The sequence below is a fragment of the Flavobacterium enshiense genome, assembly GCF_022836875.1.
Lineage (GTDB): Bacteria > Bacteroidota > Bacteroidia > Flavobacteriales > Flavobacteriaceae > Flavobacterium > Flavobacterium enshiense_A.
Genome location: NZ_CP090376.1, coordinates 2,708,046 through 2,728,474, shown reverse-complemented (window position 1 = coordinate 2,728,474; position 20,429 = coordinate 2,708,046). Strand labels below are relative to the sequence as shown.

The 20,429-nt window shown below is 36.5% G+C and carries 21 protein-coding genes; 12 read left to right on the top strand and 9 right to left on the bottom strand.

The annotated features are described in order from the left end of the window. The first annotated feature begins 59 nt into the window (after nucleotides 1-59). The 11 genes from LZF87_RS12290 to LZF87_RS12240 all read left to right on the top strand — a co-directional run bounded on the left by LZF87_RS12290 (nucleotide 60) and on the right by LZF87_RS12240 (nucleotide 10,644). Nucleotides 60-866 (top strand): outer membrane protein assembly factor BamD, encoded by an 807-nt coding sequence (locus tag LZF87_RS12290; RefSeq protein ID WP_244339364.1) that lies wholly within the window; start codon nucleotides 60-62, stop codon nucleotides 864-866. Between the two features lie 6 nt (nucleotides 867-872). Next, nucleotides 873-1,193, top strand: a complete 321-nt coding sequence (locus tag LZF87_RS12285) for a DNA-directed RNA polymerase subunit omega (RefSeq protein WP_023574904.1) — start codon at nucleotides 873-875, stop codon at nucleotides 1,191-1,193. A gap of 9 nt (nucleotides 1,194-1,202) precedes the next feature. Beyond that, a complete protein-coding gene (coaBC, locus tag LZF87_RS12280) occupies nucleotides 1,203-2,411 on the top strand; it encodes a bifunctional phosphopantothenoylcysteine decarboxylase/phosphopantothenate--cysteine ligase CoaBC (protein WP_244339362.1) in 1,209 nt (402 codons plus the stop codon). Beyond that, nucleotides 2,404-3,291: a DUF4835 family protein gene (locus LZF87_RS12275; RefSeq protein WP_244339360.1), complete on the top strand. Its 888-nt coding sequence runs from the start codon at nucleotides 2,404-2,406 to the stop codon at nucleotides 3,289-3,291. The genes coaBC and LZF87_RS12275 overlap by 8 nt, the downstream gene beginning before the upstream one ends. Before the next feature lie 33 nt (nucleotides 3,292-3,324). Further along, the gene (gene recN, locus LZF87_RS12270) at nucleotides 3,325-4,977 is read left to right on the top strand and encodes a DNA repair protein RecN (protein ID WP_244339358.1); all 1,653 of its coding nucleotides are present in this window, start codon (nucleotides 3,325-3,327) and stop codon (nucleotides 4,975-4,977) included. 76 nt (nucleotides 4,978-5,053) lie between these two features. Beyond that, entirely contained in the window at nucleotides 5,054-6,244 is a 1,191-nt protein-coding gene (gene fabV / locus LZF87_RS12265) for an enoyl-ACP reductase FabV (RefSeq protein WP_244339356.1), read from the top strand. Nucleotides 6,245-6,428: 184 nt separating this feature from the next. Beyond that, nucleotides 6,429-6,593, top strand: a complete 165-nt coding sequence (locus LZF87_RS12260; protein WP_262917913.1) for a T9SS type A sorting domain-containing protein — start codon at nucleotides 6,429-6,431, stop codon at nucleotides 6,591-6,593. An 88-nt stretch (nucleotides 6,594-6,681) separates the two neighbouring features. After that, nucleotides 6,682-7,680, top strand: a complete 999-nt coding sequence (locus LZF87_RS12255; RefSeq protein ID WP_244339352.1) for a glycosyltransferase — start codon at nucleotides 6,682-6,684, stop codon at nucleotides 7,678-7,680. Nucleotide 7,681: 1 nt separating this feature from the next. Further along, nucleotides 7,682-8,266 (top strand): dephospho-CoA kinase, encoded by a 585-nt coding sequence (gene coaE / locus LZF87_RS12250; protein WP_244339350.1) that lies wholly within the window; start codon nucleotides 7,682-7,684, stop codon nucleotides 8,264-8,266. A 71-nt stretch (nucleotides 8,267-8,337) separates the two neighbouring features. Continuing rightward, nucleotides 8,338-9,921, top strand: coding sequence for a sensor histidine kinase (locus LZF87_RS12245; protein ID WP_244339348.1), 1,584 nt, complete (start codon nucleotides 8,338-8,340; stop codon nucleotides 9,919-9,921). Nucleotides 9,922-9,927: 6 nt separating this feature from the next. After that, nucleotides 9,928-10,644 carry a response regulator transcription factor gene (locus LZF87_RS12240; protein ID WP_244339346.1) on the top strand — a complete coding sequence of 239 codons (717 nt, stop codon included), beginning with the start codon at nucleotides 9,928-9,930 and terminating at the stop codon, nucleotides 10,642-10,644. A gap of 240 nt (nucleotides 10,645-10,884) precedes the next feature. Here LZF87_RS12240 and LZF87_RS12235 read toward each other — a convergent pair whose 3' ends face one another. The 8 genes from LZF87_RS12235 to LZF87_RS12200 all read right to left on the bottom strand — a co-directional run bounded on the left by LZF87_RS12235 (nucleotide 10,885) and on the right by LZF87_RS12200 (nucleotide 18,901). Continuing rightward, nucleotides 10,885-11,619: an acyl-[acyl-carrier-protein] thioesterase gene (locus LZF87_RS12235; RefSeq protein WP_244339344.1), complete on the bottom strand. Its 735-nt coding sequence runs from the start codon at nucleotides 11,617-11,619 to the stop codon at nucleotides 10,885-10,887. 105 nt (nucleotides 11,620-11,724) lie between these two features. Beyond that, a complete protein-coding gene (gene miaA, locus LZF87_RS12230; RefSeq protein WP_244339342.1) occupies nucleotides 11,725-12,654 on the bottom strand; it encodes a tRNA (adenosine(37)-N6)-dimethylallyltransferase MiaA in 930 nt (309 codons plus the stop codon). Next, nucleotides 12,647-13,486 (bottom strand): ion transporter, encoded by an 840-nt coding sequence (locus LZF87_RS12225; protein ID WP_244339341.1) that lies wholly within the window; start codon nucleotides 13,484-13,486, stop codon nucleotides 12,647-12,649. Before LZF87_RS12225 ends, miaA begins: the two co-directional genes overlap by 8 nt. A 29-nt stretch (nucleotides 13,487-13,515) precedes the next feature. Continuing rightward, entirely contained in the window at nucleotides 13,516-14,877 is a 1,362-nt protein-coding gene (locus tag LZF87_RS12220) for an exonuclease domain-containing protein (protein WP_244339340.1), read from the bottom strand. A gap of 59 nt (nucleotides 14,878-14,936) precedes the next feature. Beyond that, complete coding sequence (locus tag LZF87_RS12215) at nucleotides 14,937-15,599, bottom strand: YggS family pyridoxal phosphate-dependent enzyme (protein WP_244339339.1); 663 nt, start codon at nucleotides 15,597-15,599, stop codon at nucleotides 14,937-14,939. A 119-nt stretch (nucleotides 15,600-15,718) separates the two neighbouring features. Beyond that, nucleotides 15,719-16,939 carry a DUF1015 domain-containing protein gene (locus LZF87_RS12210; protein WP_244339338.1) on the bottom strand — a complete coding sequence of 407 codons (1,221 nt, stop codon included), beginning with the start codon at nucleotides 16,937-16,939 and terminating at the stop codon, nucleotides 15,719-15,721. 74 nt (nucleotides 16,940-17,013) lie between these two features. Then, a complete protein-coding gene (locus tag LZF87_RS12205) occupies nucleotides 17,014-17,901 on the bottom strand; it encodes a 3-hydroxyacyl-CoA dehydrogenase family protein (RefSeq protein ID WP_023574887.1) in 888 nt (295 codons plus the stop codon). 31 nt (nucleotides 17,902-17,932) lie between these two features. Then, nucleotides 17,933-18,901 (bottom strand): Gfo/Idh/MocA family protein, encoded by a 969-nt coding sequence (locus LZF87_RS12200; protein ID WP_244339336.1) that lies wholly within the window; start codon nucleotides 18,899-18,901, stop codon nucleotides 17,933-17,935. A 166-nt stretch (nucleotides 18,902-19,067) separates the two neighbouring features. On the opposite strand from LZF87_RS12200, the gene LZF87_RS12195 reads away from it, so the two are divergent. Continuing rightward, the gene (locus tag LZF87_RS12195) at nucleotides 19,068-19,709 is read left to right on the top strand and encodes a protein-L-isoaspartate(D-aspartate) O-methyltransferase (RefSeq protein ID WP_244339334.1); all 642 of its coding nucleotides are present in this window, start codon (nucleotides 19,068-19,070) and stop codon (nucleotides 19,707-19,709) included. A 77-nt stretch (nucleotides 19,710-19,786) separates the two neighbouring features. On the opposite strand, the gene LZF87_RS12190 is transcribed toward LZF87_RS12195, so the two are convergent. Beyond that, the gene (locus LZF87_RS12190) at nucleotides 19,787-20,422 is read right to left on the bottom strand and encodes a hypothetical protein (RefSeq protein ID WP_244339332.1); all 636 of its coding nucleotides are present in this window, start codon (nucleotides 20,420-20,422) and stop codon (nucleotides 19,787-19,789) included. Nucleotides 20,423-20,429: the final 7 nt, after the last annotated feature.

The following is a 20,429-nucleotide window of genomic DNA, read 5'->3' as shown; positions in this document are numbered from 1 at the left end:
GCAGTTGCTTTTAAATCAATGAAAATTGAGGGTAGAGGCATAATAACGAAAATAAAAACATGAACAAATTTTTATATTTTTTACTTTTTTCAGTATTGTTTGTTTCTTGCAGTCCTTATCAAAAAGCTTTAAAATCAGAGGATTTGGCTTATAAATATGAAATAGCAACCCAGAAATACGAAAAAGGGAAATATGAAAAAGCCATCCGTTTATTCGAGCAGATAGCAGGTCCTAACCGAGGTAAGCCTCAGGCTGAAAAATTGTTTTACATGTTTGCACAATCGTATTATAAAACAGAACAGTATTATTTGGCTGGTTATCAGTTTGAATCATTCGCTGCAACATACCCTAAAAGTACACACAGAGAGGAAGCTTATTTTTTATCAGCTAAATCGTATTCAATGTTGTCTCCGGTTTATTCGTTAGATCAGGTAGATACTGATAAAGCTATTGATAAATTGCAAACGTTTATTAATGCTTATCCAAAATCTGCACATTATGACGAGGCAAACAAAATTATTGCTGAACTAAGGGATAAATTAGAAAAAAAGGCTTTTGAAATTGCTAAAGCCTACGGTTTGATTGAAAATCCTATAAATGATTATAAAGCTGGAATAACAGCTCTGGATAATTTCATTTCGGATTATCCGGGTTCTAATCACAAAGAAGAAGCGTTGTATTACAAATTGGAATTCTGTTACAATTACGCAATGAAAAGTGTAGCTTCCAAGATGGAAGAGCGTTTGAACAATGCGAAATTCGCTTATTCAGGGTTAGTGCGCTATAAAGGAGATACAAAATATAAAAAAGAAGCTGACGAAATGTTAGCAAATATTGATAAAGAATTACAAAAATTTTCTAAATAATTAAGTATGGATTTAAAGAAGACTACAGCTCCTGTAAACACGGTTACCTACAATAAAAGTAAAATCGAAGAGCCAACGGGAAATGTGTATGAAGCGATTACTATTATGGCAAGAAGAGCTAATCAAATCAATTCTGAAATCAAAAAAGAATTGATTGATAAGTTGGAGGAGTTTGCTACTTACAATGATAGTCTTGAAGAAATCTTCGAAAACAAAGAGCAAATCGAAGTTTCGAAGTTTTACGAAAAGTTGCCAAAACCACATGCATTAGCAGTTCAAGAGTGGTTAGAGGGTAAAATCTATTACAGAGATTCTAATCAACAATAAAACAAAACTATGTCTGTTTTAAGCGGTAAAAAAGTATTACTCGGTGTTTCCGGAGGGATAGCCGCATATAAAACAGCAACGTTAGTTAGACTACTTATAAAAGCAGGTGCTCAGGTTCAGGTAATCATGACACCTGCTTCTAAAGATTTTGTTACTCCGCTAACGCTGTCCACGCTTTCCAAAAATCCGGTTTACGCTACTTTTATCAATGAAGAGGAAGAGGAAGCTGAATGGAACAATCACGTGGATTTTGGACTTTGGGCCGACTTGATGCTCATTGCTCCAGCAACTGCCAACACACTTTCCAAAATGGTGAACGGCAATTGCGACAATCTCTTAATCGCTACTTATTTATCGGCAAAATGTCCGGTTTATTTTGCACCTGCAATGGACCTGGATATGTACAAACACCCATCTACATTAGCTAATTTTGAAGCTTTGCAGAATTTTGGAAATATCATGATTCCAGCAGAAAGCGGTGAATTAGCCAGCGGACTTTCAGGTGAGGGCAGAATGGCAGAACCGGAAAACATTGTTGCCTTTCTTGAAAAAGATATTGAGAGTAAACTCCCTTTAAAAGGAAAAAAAATATTGGTTACGGCCGGGCCTACTTATGAAGCCATCGATCCGGTGCGCTTTGTTGGAAATCATTCCACGGGAAAAATGGGATTTGATATTGCTGAGGCCGCAGCCGATTTAGGTGCGGAAGTCATCCTTGTTTCCGGGCCTACCCATCTTCAGTTAAAGCATGGTTTGGTAAAGGTCGAAAGAGTAACTTCTGCTCAGGAAATGTATGATGTTTGTCACCGATACTTTAACGACGTTGATGTGGCTGTAGCTGCTGCTGCTGTAGCGGACTACCGTCCAAAAAATGTAGCTTCACAGAAAATAAAAAAGAACGATGAAGCGTTTTCCATCGAATTGGAAAAGACAAAAGATATCCTTGCTTCGCTTGGTGAAATAAAAAAACATCAGTTTTTAATCGGATTTGCTTTGGAAACGGAGAATGAAATTGAACACGCTAAGCAAAAAATTCAGAAAAAAAACTTAGATTTGATTGTTCTTAATTCGTTAAATGATGAAGGGGCCGGTTTTGGGAAAGCAACCAATAAGGTAACTTTTATCGATAAGAACTTTGTAATTGAACCTATGGATTTAAAATCCAAAGAAGAAGTAGCTCGGGACATCGTTAATAAAATAATAAAACAGTATGCGTAATTGGATTCTTTTCGGACTTTTATTTGTTTCACTTTTTGGTTATAGCCAAGAGTTGAAATGTACTGTAAAGGTTAATTATGATCAGATTACATCGGCTAATGTGCAGATATTTAAGACGTTGGAGCGTTCGTTGGGAGAGTTTGTAAATAATACCAAATGGTCTACTAAAAACTTCGCCAATAATGAACGTATCGATTGCAGCATGTTCATCACTATTCAGTCGTACGATTCTAATGATTTTCAGTGTACGCTTCAGGTGCAGTCCTCAAGACCTGTTTTTAATTCAACATATACATCACCTGTTTTTAACTTTAATGATAAAGAGTTTAACTTCAGATATGTAGAATTTGAAAACTTTGTTTACAATCCAAATAGCTATGATTCTAATTTAGTAGCTATGGTGGCTTTTTATGCTAATATAATTATAGGTTTGGATGCCGATACTTTTTCAAATCAGGGAGGTACCAAATACCTGGAAGCTGCTTCCAATATGGCGAACCTTGCCCAGTCAAGCGGTTCTGCCGGTTGGACACAAACTGAAAAAAAGCAAAATAGATATTACCTGATTAACGATTTGCTGTCAAACACTTTTACGCCTTATCGTGAAGCCTTATATGAATACCATCAGTTGGGTATGGATAAAATGGCGGAAGATCAGAAAACGGCTAAGCAAAATATTTCTAAAGCCATTAAAACGGTTTCCAAAATACATTCTGTTCGTCCGAATGCTTTTATAACAAGAGTCTTTTTTGACGCTAAGGCTGATGAAATCGTGTACATTTTCTCAGGAGGACCTAGTGTTGACATCACTGATTTATCGGATACCCTCAACAGGATTTCTCCTTTAAATTCCTCAAAATGGAATAATATAAAATACTAAATTTGTGTTTTAATCTATCTTCAGACACAATTTATGCTTACACACTTAACTATCAAGAACTTCGCGCTGATTGAACAGTTGGAAATGAATTTTTCCGGACAATTGTCTATCATTACCGGGGAAACAGGTGCAGGAAAGTCTATTCTTTTAGGAGCTTTGGGTTTGGTTTTAGGCAAACGGGCAGATTTGACTTCCTTAAAGGACAAAGAGCAAAAGTGTGTAATAGAAGCACAGTTTAAGATTGATAAATACAATTTAAGATCTTTTTTCTCAGATAATGATTTGGATTATGAAGATCTTACCATTATCAGAAGGGAAATTCTCCCTTCCGGAAAATCAAGGGCATTTGTAAATGACAGTCCGGTAAATCTGAATGAATTACAGGAATTGGGTGAATTTCTACTTGATATCCATTCACAAAATCAAACAAGAGAATTATCGGAAGAAGCTTATCAGATTCAGATTTTGGACGCTGTTGCCGGGAATTCTGAAGTTTTAAGACAATATAGTGTTCAATTATCAGAGTACAAATCGGTTAAGAGTCAGTTAAAGAAACTGATTTCTGAAAAAGATGCCTTGACAAAAGAACAGGATTACAATTCTTTTTTACTTGAAGAGTTGCTTGCTGCCAATTTAAAAGCGGGTGAGCAATCCGAACTTGAGAATATTTATGAAAAGCTCAATAATGTTGAGTTTATAAAAGAAGCTTTGGATAAATCTATTGCTTTGACTAATGAAGAGCAAATCGGAATCATCCAAAGCATAAAGGAAGTAAAAGCTTCACTGCAAAAAATATCTGGTTTGACACCTGAATTCAGTGAGTTGGCAGAACGAGTGTCCTCTTTGTTGATTGAATTTGACGATATTTCAAACGAACTTTACAATCAATCTGAAAAGCTGATCAACGATCCGGAGCAGCTTGATTTGGTTCATCAAAAATTGCAAACCATTTATTCCCTGCAAAAGAAGCATCAGGTGAATACCGTGGAAGAGTTGCTTGAGATTCAAAATAATCTGGATTCTAAGGTTGTTTTAGCCGACGATTTGGAGAATACGATCAATAAATTAGAGAATGAAATTCTGAAACATGTTGAAAGGCTCGATGTGTTGGCGGATTCAATTTCAGCCAACAGAAGAAACGCTGTGCCAATTTTAACGGATAAGATTACTTCTGTGCTTGCGCAACTCGGAATGCCAAATGCCCGTTTTCAGTTTGAAATTAAGTCATCAGATACTTATACTGCTTTAGGAAAAGACGAAGTTCTGTTGTTATTCTCAGCAAATAAAGGAACTGATTTTGGTCTGTTGAAAAAAGTAGCCTCAGGCGGGGAATTATCACGAATTATGCTAGCTGTAAAATCGATTTTGGCTGAATATTCCAAATTGCCGACCATCATTTTTGATGAAATCGATACCGGAGTGTCTGGGGAGATTGCTCATAAAATGGGGGATATCATGAAAGCGATGAGTGCTCAAATGCAGGTTTTTGCCATTACACATCTGCCTCAAATAGCTGCTAAAGGGCAGCAACACTATAAAGTATTTAAATCGGCTTTTGGTGAAAGTACGATTTCCGAATTGAAGTTACTTTCTGAAGAAGAAAGAATTGCTGAAATTGCCGAAATGCTGTCAGGTAAAGACATTTCTGATTCGGCGCTAAATCATGCAAAAGCGTTGTTGAATTAATTTTTTAACTTACTTTTGCTATGCTTTATTTTCATACAAATAACAAACTAAAACCACATAAATAAAATATTAGGACATGATTATAGAACCTAGAATGCGAGGATTTATCTGTTTGACCGCTCATCCAAAAGGGTGCGAACAAAACGTAAAAAATCAAATTGAATATGTAAAATCAAAAGGTGAAATTAACGCGCCAAAACGTGTATTGGTTATAGGTGCTTCAACAGGATTTGGTTTAGCATCGAGAATTACCAGTGCTTTTGGTTCAAATGCTTCTACTATAGGTGTGTTTTTTGAAAAAGAACCAGCGGAAGGAAAAACAGCTTCGCCGGGTTGGTATAATACAGCGGCTTTTGAACAAGAGGCTAAGAAAGCTGGTTTATATGCTAAAAGTATTAATGGTGATGCTTTTTCAAATGAAGTAAAACAGCAAACTATCGATATGATTAAAACTGATTTAGGTCAGGTTGATTTGGTAATCTACAGTTTAGCTTCGCCGGTTCGTGTTCATCCTACAACGGGTGTTACGCACCGTTCGGTTTTAAAACCTATCGGAAATACTTTTACAAATAAAACAGTTGATTTCCACACAGGAAATGTTTCTCAGGTTTCTATTGATCCGGCTAACCAGGAAGATATTGACAACACTGTTGTTGTTATGGGAGGTGAAGACTGGTCAATGTGGATGGATGCCATGAAAGCGGCAGATGTATTAGCTGATGGAGCTATGACAGTTGCTTATTCTTATATCGGGCCAGAAGTTACAGAAGCGGTTTACAGAAAAGGTACTATCGGAAGAGCAAAAGACCACTTGGAGGCTACTGCTTTCGAAATTACAGATAAATTAAAAGACATTAACGGAAAAGCATATGTTTCGGTTAACAAAGCTTTGGTAACTCAGGCAAGTTCAGCAATTCCTGTGATTCCGCTTTATATATCATTGTTATATAAAATCATGAAAGAGGAGGGAATCCATGAAGGTTGTATCGAACAAATGCAACGATTGTTCCAACAGCGTTTATATAACGGTGCTGCAATTCCAACCGATGATAAAGGAAGAATCCGAATTGATGATTGGGAAATGAGGGAAGATGTTCAGGGAAGAATTGCTGAATTATGGAATGAATCCACAACAGAATCTCTTGCAGAAATAGGTGATTTAGCGGGTTATAAGCAAGATTTTCTAAACTTGTTCGGATTTGGTTTTGAAGGGGTGGATTATCTGGCCGATGCTGATGAGATGGTTCAGGTACCAAGTATTGCTTAAATAATTTCAAATAAATAGTATAAAAAACTCACGCTGGTCGTGAGTTTTTTTATGCTTTGTAATTTAATAATATAGATTTCAATTTGGTTATCAGAAAAAAATGATTTTTAATATAAAAACATGATTGGGATTTATAAATAAAATATAGAAGTTTAATTGTTTTGAATTATCATACGCAACTAAAATTTCTTCTGTTGAAGTTTACAATATGTTAGGGCAGAAAGTAATGTCGAAAACATTAAATGTTGCACAAGGACAAATCGATATGTCAAACTTAAATGCAGGAAACTATATTGTTAAAGTTACCGCTGAAGGTTTAACCAAAACAATAAAAGTAGTAAAACAATAACAAAATCGATTAAATACTTTAAAAAGCCGCTTTCTGAAGCGGCTTTTCGTTTTTATAGCAGTATCTTTGTTAAAATTTAGTTGCAGTAATGTATTTTTCGTTTATTATTCCGGTTTATAACCGTCCTGATGAAGTTGAAGAACTGCTGAAAAGTATAGCAGAGCAGGATTATCATGAAGATTTTGAGGTAGTTATCATTGAAGACGGATCATCAATCCCATGCCATGATGTAGTGAAAAAATATGAGGGAAAAATTTTTATTTCCTATTTTAATAAACCTAACTCAGGGCCAGGAGATTCTAGAAATTTCGGTATGAAACATGCTATGGGAAGTTATTTTCTCATACTGGATTCTGATTGTATTTTACCTGAAAATTACTTGGCATCAGTCGATGAAAATCTAAAAAAGGAATTCGTGGATTGCTTTGGAGGTCCTGATAATGCATTGGATTCTTTTTCTTCCGTTCAAAAAGCAATAAATTTTACAATGACATCTTTTTTGACAACCGGAGGTGTTCGGGGAGGATCTGAAAAGATAGGTAAATTCCAGCCTAGGAGTTTTAACATGGGATTGTCGAAGAAGGCTTTTGAAGCTTCCGGCGGTTTCGGGAACATCCATCCCGGCGAAGATCCGGACTTGTCGATTCGTTTATGGAAATTGGGTTTCAAAACCCGACTTTTTAAAGATTCCTATGTATATCATAAACGCAGGATTGACTTCGGTAAATTCTACAAACAAGTGAACAAATTTGGTAAAGCTAGACCAATATTAGATTCATGGTATCCAAATCACAGCAAGATAACATTTTGGTTTCCGACACTTTTTTTATTCGGATTCGTGATTTCGGTTATTTTGTTAATCGTAGGTTTTTCTCTTCCGATTAAAGTATATGCAGCCTATTTTATACTGTTATTCTGGATTGGGGCAACTGAGAATATGAATCCGTGGATTGGATTTTTATCTGTTTTTGCAGCAGCTTTCCAATTTGTTGGATATGGGGTTGGTTTTTTACAGTCTTTCATCAAAATCAAAATAAGAAAGCTACAGCCTGAGAAAGCTTTCCCGGAATTGTTTTTTAAAAAGTAATATGACAAAGATAATCGGACTTACAGGCGGAATTGGAAGCGGAAAATCTACCGTTGCCGGTTATTTTGAAGAACACGGTGTTCCAGTATATATAGCTGATGATGAGGCTAAAAAGCTGATGAACACTCCTGAAATGCTAAAAAAAATTCAATCGGTCTTTGAAGAGAATATCAGTGAAGGCAATCGGTTAAATAAAAAGAAAATCGCTGATATCGTTTTTTCTGCACCGGAGCAGTTGAAGAAATTAAACAGTATTGTTCATCCGGAAGTCAGGAAACACTTTTTAAACTGGGTAAAAGCCCACAAGGATCACACTTTTGTTATTAAAGAAGCAGCCATCCTTTTTGAAAGCGGCAGTTATAAAGATTGCGATAAAATCATTTTGGTTACCGCACCTAAGGAATTAAGAATTCAAAGGGTAATGAATCGTGATATGGTGACGGAGGAACAGGTTTTGGAACGGATGGCGCATCAATGGCCTGATGAAAAAAAAATCCCTATGTCGGATTATATTGTGAAAAATACCGATCTGACTGAAGTCAAAAAGAATGTTAGTGAAATTCTTAAAGAATTGAATAAAATGTAAAAACTTTAGCAGATGTTAATGTTTGGTTAATGTTTTTAAGGTCTAAATGTTAAAATGTTAATTTTGTTTGGATGAATAAAACGCGTTTCCGATTACTTGTTGTTTTAATGAGTATGTCTCTTTTGGGGATAATTCTCGTTCAATTGTATTGGATTGAAACTTCTTATAAAAATAACGAAGAACAGTTCAAGTTTCATGTTCAGCAGGTTATAGGAAATGTTGCCAACAAACTGCAGCAGCAGGAGGCATTTGAGTTTTTGAACACATACAACAAACTGAAAGATAGTACCGGAAGGGCGCCAAAACGAAGTGAGTTAAAGGAATATTTCTTTGTAGAGCGAGATCCGAAGACAAATGAGCAGATCATTTATTCCAATACCATCATTTCAGAAGATTATAGTTTAAACCGTTCGTTCTTTGATAAAAATTCTGATTCCATTCCCTTAAAAAGTTTCGTTGCCAAACGAAAAACAGAAATTTATAGTGGGAATATGATTGATAATTCTGGAATTCATAAATCCAATACGCCCGATGTGACGATTGAAAAATCCGGAAGTCTGGACATTCTGGATAAAGCACAGTATGAAATCATGTTTAAAGATTTTGCAGACTTGAAACCGATACAAGAGCGGATTTCAAAAGAGCGCCTTAAAGCCATGCTAGAAAATGAATTGCGGCAGTACGGTGTAAAAACCCCTTTTGAATTCGGGATTTACAGCAACGGACTGGCGACCAAAGTCAAATCGGAAGATTTTAATTACGATAGGGCATCAACCTACGGAATTCCAGTCTTTACCGATAACGACAATGAAAATAAATATCAGCTAATGGTAAGTTTCCCTCAAAAAGGAAAATTCCTGTTTTCATCGCTGATCGGGATTACATCGCTTTCGCTGATTTTTACTTTGGTAATTATTGTTGCTTATTTCAGTGCGCTAAACCAATTGATAAAGCAAAAGCAGATTTCGGAAATTAAAACCGATTTCATCAACAATATGACCCATGAGTTTAAAACGCCTATTGCAACCATCAATCTTGCTTTAGATGCGATTAAAAACCCAAAAATCATGGAAGACCGGGAAAAAGTGGAACGCTATCTGCAAATGATTCGTGATGAAAACAAACGAATGCATGCCCAGGTGGAAAACGTTCTCCGAATTTCCAAGTTGGAACGAAGGGAATTGGAAATAAGCAAAGAACCGACGAACGTTCATGAAATTATTGAAGACGCAATCGAGCACGTTAACCTGATCGTAGAAGATCGCGGCGGTGTAATTAAGAGCAATCTTCAGGCAAAACGGAACACAATTTTGCTGAATGATGTTCACTTTACCAACGTCATGGTTAATATTCTGGACAACGCCATAAAATATTCTCCAGAAGCCCCATTAATTGAGGTTTCAACGGAAAATGTGAAAGATTTTGTCCTTATATCCGTAAAAGATCACGGAGCCGGAATGAGCAAAGTGGCCTTAAAAAGAATATTTGAAAAATTTTACAGGGAGCATACCGGTGATTTACACAATGTTAAAGGACACGGTTTAGGGTTGGCTTATGTAAAAAGAATTGTGGATGACCATAATGGTCAGATTTTTGTGGAAAGTGAAAAAGGGAAGGGAAGTACCTTTACTATTAAAATGCCTTTAATTAATTAAAAAAATATGGATACAACTAACAAAAAAATTCTCTTAGTAGAAGATGATCCAAATTTCGGAGCAGTATTGAAAGATTATTTGATAATAAATGATTTCGATGTTACTCTGGCCAAAAACGGAATGGAAGGTTTCGAGAAGTTCAAGAAAGATAACTATGATTTGTGTATTCTTGACGTAATGATGCCTTATAAGGACGGTTATACGTTAGCTCGTGAGATACGTGAAAAAAACAAAGAAGTGCCTATTATTTTCCTTACGGCCAAATCAATGAAAGAGGATGTATTGAAAGGGTACAAAGTTGGAGCCGATGACTATTTGAACAAACCATTTGATTCAGAAGTATTATTGATGAAAATCAAAGCGATTATCATGCGTAAAGCTTCTGAAACAAAAACTGATAACACGAGATTTGAATTCGAAATCGGTAAATTCCACCTGAATTCAAAACTTCGTTTCTTAACGTACCCGGGTGACGAACCAATCAAATTGTCGCCTAAGGAAAACGAATTGCTGAAAATGCTTGCATTGCATGAAAACGATTTAATGCCGCGTGAATTAGCGTTAACAAAAATTTGGAGAGATGACAACTACTTTACTTCCAGAAGTATGGATGTTTATATTGCCAAATTGCGTAAATACCTGAAACAAGACGATGAAGTCGAAATCTTAAATATTCACGGTGAAGGTTTCCGTTTGGTAGTCAAAGGAAAAGCAGCCGAATAATTCATAGATTAATTATATTATTGGAAAGAAGCTCTGAGAAATCAGGGCTTTTTTTATTTGAAACTATTCCGGCTTTCCGCTTCAAGATTTTGAGAAAAAAAAAGTAGTTCCAAAGAACAAAAAAGAGCTTCCTTTGGTCGCTTTTTTTATTCAGGAACTTCTAATTTTTTTGCTCAAAATGCTTTTCGCTGTAATCCGGGTTAGGGAATGGTAATCAAAAGAAGTAGTACTGATTGCATCTTATTTTGTTTCCAAAACCAAAGCAAAACAAACTTTGTTGTCTTTCGTAACCGTGAAGAAATTTCTGTTTTCGTCCGAATGAATTTCAACTTGGTCATTAAGGTTCAATTCTCTCAGGAAGTTCATTTCCAGACTTTTGATTTCCTGCTTCAGAATTGTTTTCGGATTCATAGTATCGAGACACCATTCCAAGTACTTAGTGTTGTTCACGTGGTTTACAATGTCCAAATCCGATAGAACTACGGTTCGTTCCGTAATTTTCTCTGTATCCTGTAAAACATTTATACGTGAAAAACTTTGGCTGGTAGCTTTGTGATCCGGGTATTTTTCAAAGTGTTCGTGCGGTAAGGCCAAAGGTTCTGCTTTTCGGTGCTGCGTATTGAAAACAGCCCAATACGTAGTGGCTCCGGCTATTTTCTTTCCGTTAAGGTACATTTCAATATTACGTATCGAACGGGAACCCTCCAGGTTCTCTATCCACGTCTTAATGATGACTTTATCCTGCCACTTCGGTAAAGTTTCAATTTCAATGCGAATTCTGCTCAATACCCAAGCCTGATGGTGCTGCTGCATGTCGTTAAAACTCAGCCCTCCCAAAATGGAATGTTCTGCAGCAGTCAATTGCAGCAAATTGCACAAATCCACATATTTCAAATAAGCATTTGATGCGCAAAGGGTAAAATTAATGTCCCATTCATGTGTATATACTGAAGTGAAATTTGGTGATATTGGCATTTTTTTTTGGAGTTATAAATTATGAGCGAGTGTTAGAACATAGAACATAGAACATAGAACATAGAAAATGGAGATTAAAATATATGTGTTTGTATCTATCCTCTATTATTTGTTCTCTATTGATCGCTCTACAAAGTTAATGATTTCCGAAATATCAGTCTGATAATCAAACCATGTTGCATTTTCGGTGCGTTTAAACCATGTAATCTGGCGTTTGGCAAAGCGGCGGGTGTTTTTCTTGATTTCTTCAATAGCAAAATCCAAGGTTGTTTTCCCGTCGAAATAATCAAACAATTCGCGGTAACCCACAGTTTGCAGGGCATTTAAATCTTTGTTCGGATATAAAGTTTTCGCTTCTTCCAATAACCCTTCCTGCATCATTAAATCAACCCGAAGGTTTATGCGTTCGTACATTTTTTCCCTTTCTGCTTCTAGGCCAATTACAATCGGTGTAAAGTTTCTTGTGTTTTTCCTTTTTCCGATAAAAGAAGAGTAGGGTTTACCGCTGCCGATACAAACTTCCACAAAACGCTTCATTCGCTGCGGATTTTGCAGGGTTTGCGGATTATCTGAAAGTATTTTGGTATAATAATCAGCGTCTAGTTCTTTTAAAGAATCCTGAAGATAGTTAATCCCCAATGCATCATATTTGGCATTGATTTCATCTCGCACAGAAGCATCAATATCGGGAAAATCGTCAAAGCCTTTCAGTACGGCATCAACATACAATCCGGAGCCGCCTACCATGATCTGAACGTTGTTTTCCTTGAAAAGTTCTCCCAGTTTAGCAATGGCATCCGTTTCAAAATCTCCAACCGAATACGCTTCGAAAACCGATTTGCTCTGAATGAAATGGTGGTTTGCTGCCGCCAGCTCAGCCGGATTCGGAACAGCGGTTCCAATTGTCATTTCCTTGAAAAACTGTCGGCTGTCACAGGAAATAATGTTGCAGCCAAAATGCTGTGCCAGTTTTATACTTAAAGCTGTTTTTCCAATGGCTGTCGGCCCAATAATAGTAATAAGGTAATTATTCATTGTCTAATTTTTCGCCGCAATGAAAGCAATATTTAGCGTCTTCAATAGTAATTATTGTAGAACAGGATGGACATTTTTTGGCGTTTTGGATGGGTTTCTGATTTCTTTTTGCAGCTGCAAATTCGGCTGTTACGATTCCTGTCGGTACGGCAATAATTCCGTAACCTAAAATCATAATACAGGAAGCTATAATTTGGCCGGGTATAGTAACTGGAGCAATATCCCCGTAGCCAACGGTTGTAAGGGTAACGATGCACCAGTAAATGCTGGTTGGAATACTAGTAAAACCACTTTCTTTTCCTTCAACAACATACATGATGGCACCCAGTAATATGGAAACGATTAATACGAAGTAGACAAACACGATAATTTTCGACCGGCTGGCTTTTATGGCTAGTTTTAACTGTGATTCCTGACCTGTAAAGTGAACTAAATTCAATATCCCAAACAAACGAAGCAAACGCAGCGCTCTGATTACGGACAATATTCGGGAGCCCGGAATGAAAAAGGACAGATACATCGGCAGAATCGAAATGAAATCGACAATACCGTAAAAACTGAAAATATAAGTGAGTGGTTTTTTGTTGCAGATAATCCGAAGCAAATACTCTAAAGTGAAACAAACTGTAATGATCCATTCCAGTACAATTATAGTGGAATGGTATTTTTTATCCAGTTGTTCCACGGATTCCAGCATAACCAATAGGACACTCAGAAGAATAACGCTTAGTAAAACTATATCGAAAAGACGTCCCGCAACAGTATTTGAACCATAGACTATGATGTAGATTCTCTGCCGAAGAAGTTCGTATTCAGATTTAATTTTTTTCATGGTACGTAAAAAAGATACTTTAAAGTTAATTAAAACCTGACAATTTTAATAACTTTCTTTTTTCGGACGTAATTCAGAATAATGTTTCTCGAATCCCTGTTGTTTTCCATCGGGATAATTATGTTTTTCAGGATGTCAATATTGTTAATCTGATAATTCAAATCATAAAAACAATAGCCTTTGTAGATTCCGTTTTCAATCAGTACAGCGCTTCGTTCGTTCACGTTTCGTCCCTGATCCACAATTATCATACTCTGGTTTTGCAGCTGATTGTTTTCTATAAAATGAGTGACGCGTTTGTTGTATTCCACAGGAGCTTCTTCCCCAATACACGCACCGTAGCATTGTTTTAAATCATACTGAAAACAACTCTTTTTGGTATCATATAAGCCGTTTATTTTCTGGCAGAGATTATTCTCTTCCGTAATTTTATGTAAAAATGATTTCCCTTCAATCAAGGTGGAAAAAGAAGTAATCTCCTTTTTTCTGCGATCGGTTTTTTGTACCTGTAAAGCAATATAACCATCCTTGTTTTTTTCGGCATAAAGTCCAAATGGGAAAATGGTTTTTCGTTGCGATCTGTTATAAGGAGGGCGGTTTACTTTGATTTCTTCACTTTCTTTTAAAAGCGCGATCAATTCGCTCCCTGTTTCTTCAAAAGTTACAGCAAAAACCTCATTTTGCAGTTTTTTTGCCTTACGGTCGGAACTGGTAAAGTGCTGATTTACCCTTTTTTTGATATTCTTGCTTTTCCCTATGTAAATGATGGTCCCGTCTTCGCGATGGATGTAATAAATCCCTGTTTTTGAAGGGACACCGTCAATGATATCCAATAATTTGGGAGATATGCCCGCTTTTATTTCGGTCTTGATATAACTTTTCACGATTTCTTTTTCTAAGTCTTTAGATAAAAGCATTTTGAAAAGTTTTACAGTTGCCATGGCATCTCCGGTGGCACGATGTCTGTCGGCCATAGGAATTCCCAAGGCTCTGACTAATTTGCCCAAACTATAGGAATGATGTCCGGGAAGCAATTTTTTAGAAAGTTCCACAGTACAAAGCGTAGGTTTGCTGAAATCAAAGCCCAGTCGTCGAAATTCTGTGCGGAGGATTCGGTAATCAAACGACGCATTATGTGCCACGATAGTACATCCGTCTGTAATTTCAATTATGCGTTTCGCTACCTCATAAAACTTTGGTGCCGAACGCAGCATAGCATTGTTTATCCCGGTAAGCTTCACCACAAAAGGCTGAATAGGGATTTCCGGATTGACCAAACTGATAAATTGGTCCACAATTTCATGTCCGTCGAAGCGATAGATGGCAATTTCAGTAATTCCTTCTTCGTTGTATTGTCCTCCGGTGGTTTCTATGTCTAAAATTGCGTACAAAGTCAGTCTAAAGTTAAGTTATAAGATTGTTGTTACCAAGTGCAAAGCAATCCTTAATATTAATTTCGCTCTCCAAATATACTACTTCCAATCCGAACCATATTACTACCGCATTCAATTGCGAGTTCATAATCGCCTGACATTCCCATAGAGAGGATTGAAAGTTGAAAGTTGAAAGCTGAAAATTCTTTGTATTTGTCGAAAATCTGCTTAAGATGCTGAAACTCTTTTTTGATTTGTTCCTGATTCTCTGTGAAAGTTGCCATTCCCATCAAACCAACAATCCTGATGTTTTGAAAATCTTTGAACTCTTCAGAATTCAGGATTTCATTCAATTCGTTTTCATCTAATCCGAATTTCGTTTCTTCTTCAGCTATCGAAAATTGTAGCAGACAGTTGATTGTTTTTCGGTATCGTTTCCCTTGCCTGTCGATTTCTTTAAGCAGTTTAAAACTGTCAACGCCATGAATCAGTTTTACAAAAGGAACCATGTATTTTACCTTATTCGATTGAACATGGCCAATCATGTGCCACTGAATGTCCTTTGGCATTTGCTGCCATTTTTCGGTCATTTCCTGTACCTTGTTTTCACCGAAAATACGCTGACCGGCTTCGTAGGCTTCCATCAAATCACTAACCGGTTTGGTTTTGGAGACCGCTACCAACGTTACATCTGATGGTAATGTGGATTTTATATGCTGAAGGTTGGATTGGATTGACATGGTTTATTCTTTAAAAAACAGGATTAAAACTTTGCATGACTAATAGATCTTCTTACAAAATTAGTAAAGAATCAGGTTAAAATCAGTCTACTATTATTTTAAACTTCTAAATTCAAACATCATAACTCGTACACTACCAAACCACTTCTGAATTTAGGTTCGATATAAGTGCTTTTGGGCGGCATAATCATGTTTAAATCGGCTATGGCCTTAATTTCCTCAATATTGATAGGGTAGAGCATGAAGCCTACTTTGAATTCTCCGCTATCCACCATGTCTTTGATTGAAGTAATTGATTTTGTCCCGGGAACATAGGCAATGCGCTCATCGGTGCGCAAATCGCCCAAGCCTAAAACGGGATGTAATATTGTATCGTATAAAATTTGTGCATCTAATCGTTCCAGTACATTTTTAAAAGAAAATTGTTCTTCTTTCAATCGTAAAGCATAAAATTCGCCATCAAGATACATTCCGAACTCAAACTTATGTCTGGGTTTCCACAACTCTTGCTTTTTAGTTTTTATGATGAAGTTTTTGGCAATTTTTTTAATGAAATCATCTTTCGAATGGCCATTTAAATCACTTATCACACGATTGTATTCGTAAATCTTAACGTTCGAATCCGGAATCAGGAAACTCATGAAATAATTCAGATTCACATTTCCTGAAGCTTTGTTTTCTTTATACAATAATTCGGATGATGCAGAACGATGGTGGCCATCAGCTATGTACAACGTACCTATTTCCGAAAATTGTTTTTCCAGCCAATTGATTTCTTCTGAATCTGAAACCGACCAAAGAACATGTTTTTCTTTGTTAGTGGTTGAAAACTCATAAACAGGCCGTGATTTTTTCTTATTCGCAATCCACTCGGAAAGAGCCTGATTGTCTTTGTATGTTATTAAGACCGGCTCCGTATTAAAGCCTGTCTCGTGCAAATAATCCTTAAACAGATCCACGCGATACTGGAGTGTGTCTTCGTGTTTTCTGATAATGTTTTTTTGATAATCTTCAACAGAAGTTCCGGCTAAAATACCCGTAAATGTATGTCTGTTTGAATGAATTTCATACAGATAGAAGGCTGGACTTTCTTCCTGAATCAAAATCCCTTCATTCTTAAAATCCTGATATTTATGCTCAACCAGTTTAAACCGCTTTTCCCAACCTAACTTTTGTTGGTTTACATAAGCGGGATTAAGAATGTGCAGGAAAGAAAAGGGGTTGAACTCAAGATGGGATGCCAGTTCGGCTGCTCCGTAATCGTCATAGGAACGTGAAGTTACAAGACTGACTTTATCAGGTGTAGGGCGAACTGCTTTGAAAGGAATTATTTTGGCCATTTATTGAGGGATAAGTGATTAGAGAAAAGGGATATGTAATTGATTTTTCCCTTTTCTCTTTTCCCTTTTTACTTTTATACGAATTGTTTAGAAACTTTTTCCGCTTTTTTGCTTTCAGAGTAATCGTAGAAACCTTCACCTGATTTCACTCCTAATTTACCTGCCATTACCATATTTACCAATAAAGGACATGGAGCATATTTAGGGTTTTTGAAACCGTCATACATTACGTTTAAGATGGATAAACATACATCAAGACCGATAAAATCAGCCAATTGTAATGGACCCATCGGATGTGCCATACCTAATTTCATAACCGTGTCAATTTCCTGAACACCTGCTACACCATTGTATAATGTTTCGATAGATTCGTTGATCATCGGCATAAGGATTCTGTTAGCTACGAAACCAGGGTAATCATTTACTTCCGTTGGCGTTTTTCCTAATTTAACTGATAAATCCATGATGATTTTAGTAACTTCATCTGTAGTGTTGTAACCGCGGATGATTTCCACTAATTTCATGATAGGCACCGGATTCATAAAGTGCATTCCGATAACTCTTTCTGGATGAACTACCTGAGCTGCAATTTGCGTGATTGAAATTGAAGATGTATTGGTAGCTAAAATTACGTTATGATCACAAACTTCGCTTAATTGTTTGAAGATGTTTAATTTTAATGTAACATTTTCTGTAGCCGCCTCCACTACTAAATCACAACCAACAACTCCGTCTTTTACATCAGTATAAGTAATGATGTTTCCAATTGTTTTATGTTTGTCTTCTTCTGTAATAGAGCCTTTTGCAACCATTCTGTCAAGGTTAGCAGCAATTGTTGCCATCCCTTTTTCCAAGGCTTTTTCTGAAATATCAATCAATTTTACGGTGAAACCTGATTGCGCAAAAGTATGTGCAATTCCGTTACCCATGGTTCCTGATCCGATTACAGCTATGTTTTTCATTTTTGTATTTAAAGATTTATAAATTTAAAGATTAGTTTTTTTCCATGCAGTCAATAATCTGATAAGCAACGCGTAATGCTTCGGTTGCCTGTTCCAGTGTTACAACAGGAGTTGTGTTATTATTGATAGCATCTGCGAAAGTTTCCAGTTCGTCTAAGATGGCATTATTATGTTCAATTGACGGATTATCGTAATAGATTTGTTTTTTAACGCCTTCAGCATTCTGTAAAATCATGTCGAAATCTCCCGGAATTTCAGGAGCATCTTTCATCTTAACGACTTCACATACTTTATCAAGGTAATCCACAGAGATATAAGCATCTTTTTGGAAGAAACGCGATTTACGCATGTTTTTCATTGAAATTCGACTCGAAGTGATATTGGCCACACAACCGTTTTCGAATTCAAGACGGGCATTGGAAATGTCTGGAGAATCACTGATTACCGCTACACCACTTGCATTTACGCTTTTTACTTTTGATTGGACAACACTCAAAATCGCATCAATGTCGTGTATCATTAAATCCAGAACAACCGGAACATCTGTTCCTCTTGGATTAAATTCTGCCAATCGGTGTGTTTCGATAAACATTGGATTTTCAATTTTGTCTTTCACTGCTTTGAAAGCAGGGTTAAAGCGTTCCACATGACCAACCTGACCTTTAACGTTGTATTCTTTGGCTAAAGCGATAATTTCTTCTGCCTCTTCTACAGTAGTTGAAATCGGTTTTTCAATAAAAACGTGTTTTCCTGATTTGATGGCGACTTTGGCACATTTATAGTGGGAAAGGGTAGGTGTTACAATATCAACAACGTCTACCGCGTGGATTAATTTTGCAATGGTGTCGAATCGTTTATAGCCAAATTCGGAGGCAATTTTTTCGGCATATTCCTGATTTTCATCGTAAAAGCCTACTAATTCATATTTTTCTGATTGATTGAGTAATCGTAAATGTATTTTTCCAAGGTGACCTGCACCTAAAACGCCTACTTTAAGCATAGAAATTTATTTTTTATTTCATAACAGTTCGGCTTAAAGCCTCGAGTGAACAAAAGTATAATTTATTTGTTTAATGTTTAATGTTTTTTGGTGTAAAGTTTCGGGTTTTGACTTTTGTTTTTACGGTTTTTAAGCCTAATTTTACATAAATAAATATGCCAAAAAAGTGAGAGATTTAGCCAAACATCAAGGACTTCGAAATCAGTTGGTAAGCCTTTTGGAAAGAAAGGGAATTACCGATAAAAATGTATTGGAAGCTATCAGAAAGATTCCGAGACATTTGTTTTTGAATTCGAGTTTTGAGGATTTTGCCTATCAGGATAAACCGTTTCCAATCGCCGCGGGTCAAACGATTTCGCAACCTTATACTGTAGCCTTTCAAACCGAATTGCTACAGGTAAAAAAAGACGATAAGGTATTGGAAATCGGAACGGGTTCCGGCTATCAGACTGCGGTTTTATATACGATGGGCGCAAAGGTATATTCGATTGAAAGACAAAATGAATTGTTTAAAACAACGTCTTTATTATTGCCGAAATTAGGCATTCGTCCCAAACATCTTGCTTTTGGAGACGGATATAAAGGATTGCCAAATTTTGCTCCGTTTGACAGTATTATTGTTACTGCCGGAGCACCTTATATTCCTCAGCCTTTAATGGCACAATTAAAAATAGGAGGACGCTTGGTGATTCCTGTTGGTGAAGACGTGCAGGTAATGACTCTGCTTATAAGAAAGAACGAAACCCAATTTGAAAAACACGAATTTGGGGATTTTCGTTTTGTACCGCTTTTGGAAGATAAAAATTAAAATGTTGTAAATACTGAAAAGGCTGTCTGCAAAAACATCATCATTTGCAGACAGCCTTTTTATTTATATTCGGTTTTTTATTTTCTTTTCGGATCTAAAAAACCGTCTTTTTCCATCTGTTTTACAACTTCGATCATGATGTTATGAGTTGTTGTTTCTGCATCTGTAATGTTCGTGGATTTTGTAGTCCCGGTCCAAACCAATTTATTCTGATTTAAGGAAAAAACATTTGTTTCAATCAGATAGGAAGTATTTTCCTGATAATAGCCCGGAGAATAGAAATTTGGTGAATAATAGCCATACCAGTTGTCGAATCCATAACCATAACCGTATCCCATTCCACCATAATACATTGAGGTGTTAGTACCAGGAACATAAGTGGTCTCTTTTTCCGTGTTTACCAGTCGCATTGTTATCACTCCGTCGAAATTTTCGCTTTTAAGGATACTTAAGCGCTGTTCTTTTGTAAGGTCGACGGTTGCACCGTTTAGGAAAGCATACGAACTTTTAAATATAGGGTTGTTGTCAACAATTGCGTTTTCAATATTTCTTCTGGTTTTATCATCTTTTACCAGTGCAACTACCATTACTTTTTTAAATTGTTCTTTTGCTGCAGTCGATTCGGGATCTTTCCAGCTGTTGAGAATAGCGGTATCAGTACTGCTGCAACTCATAAGAGAGACGAGTAAAAACAAGGTTAAATATTTTTTCATGGTATAC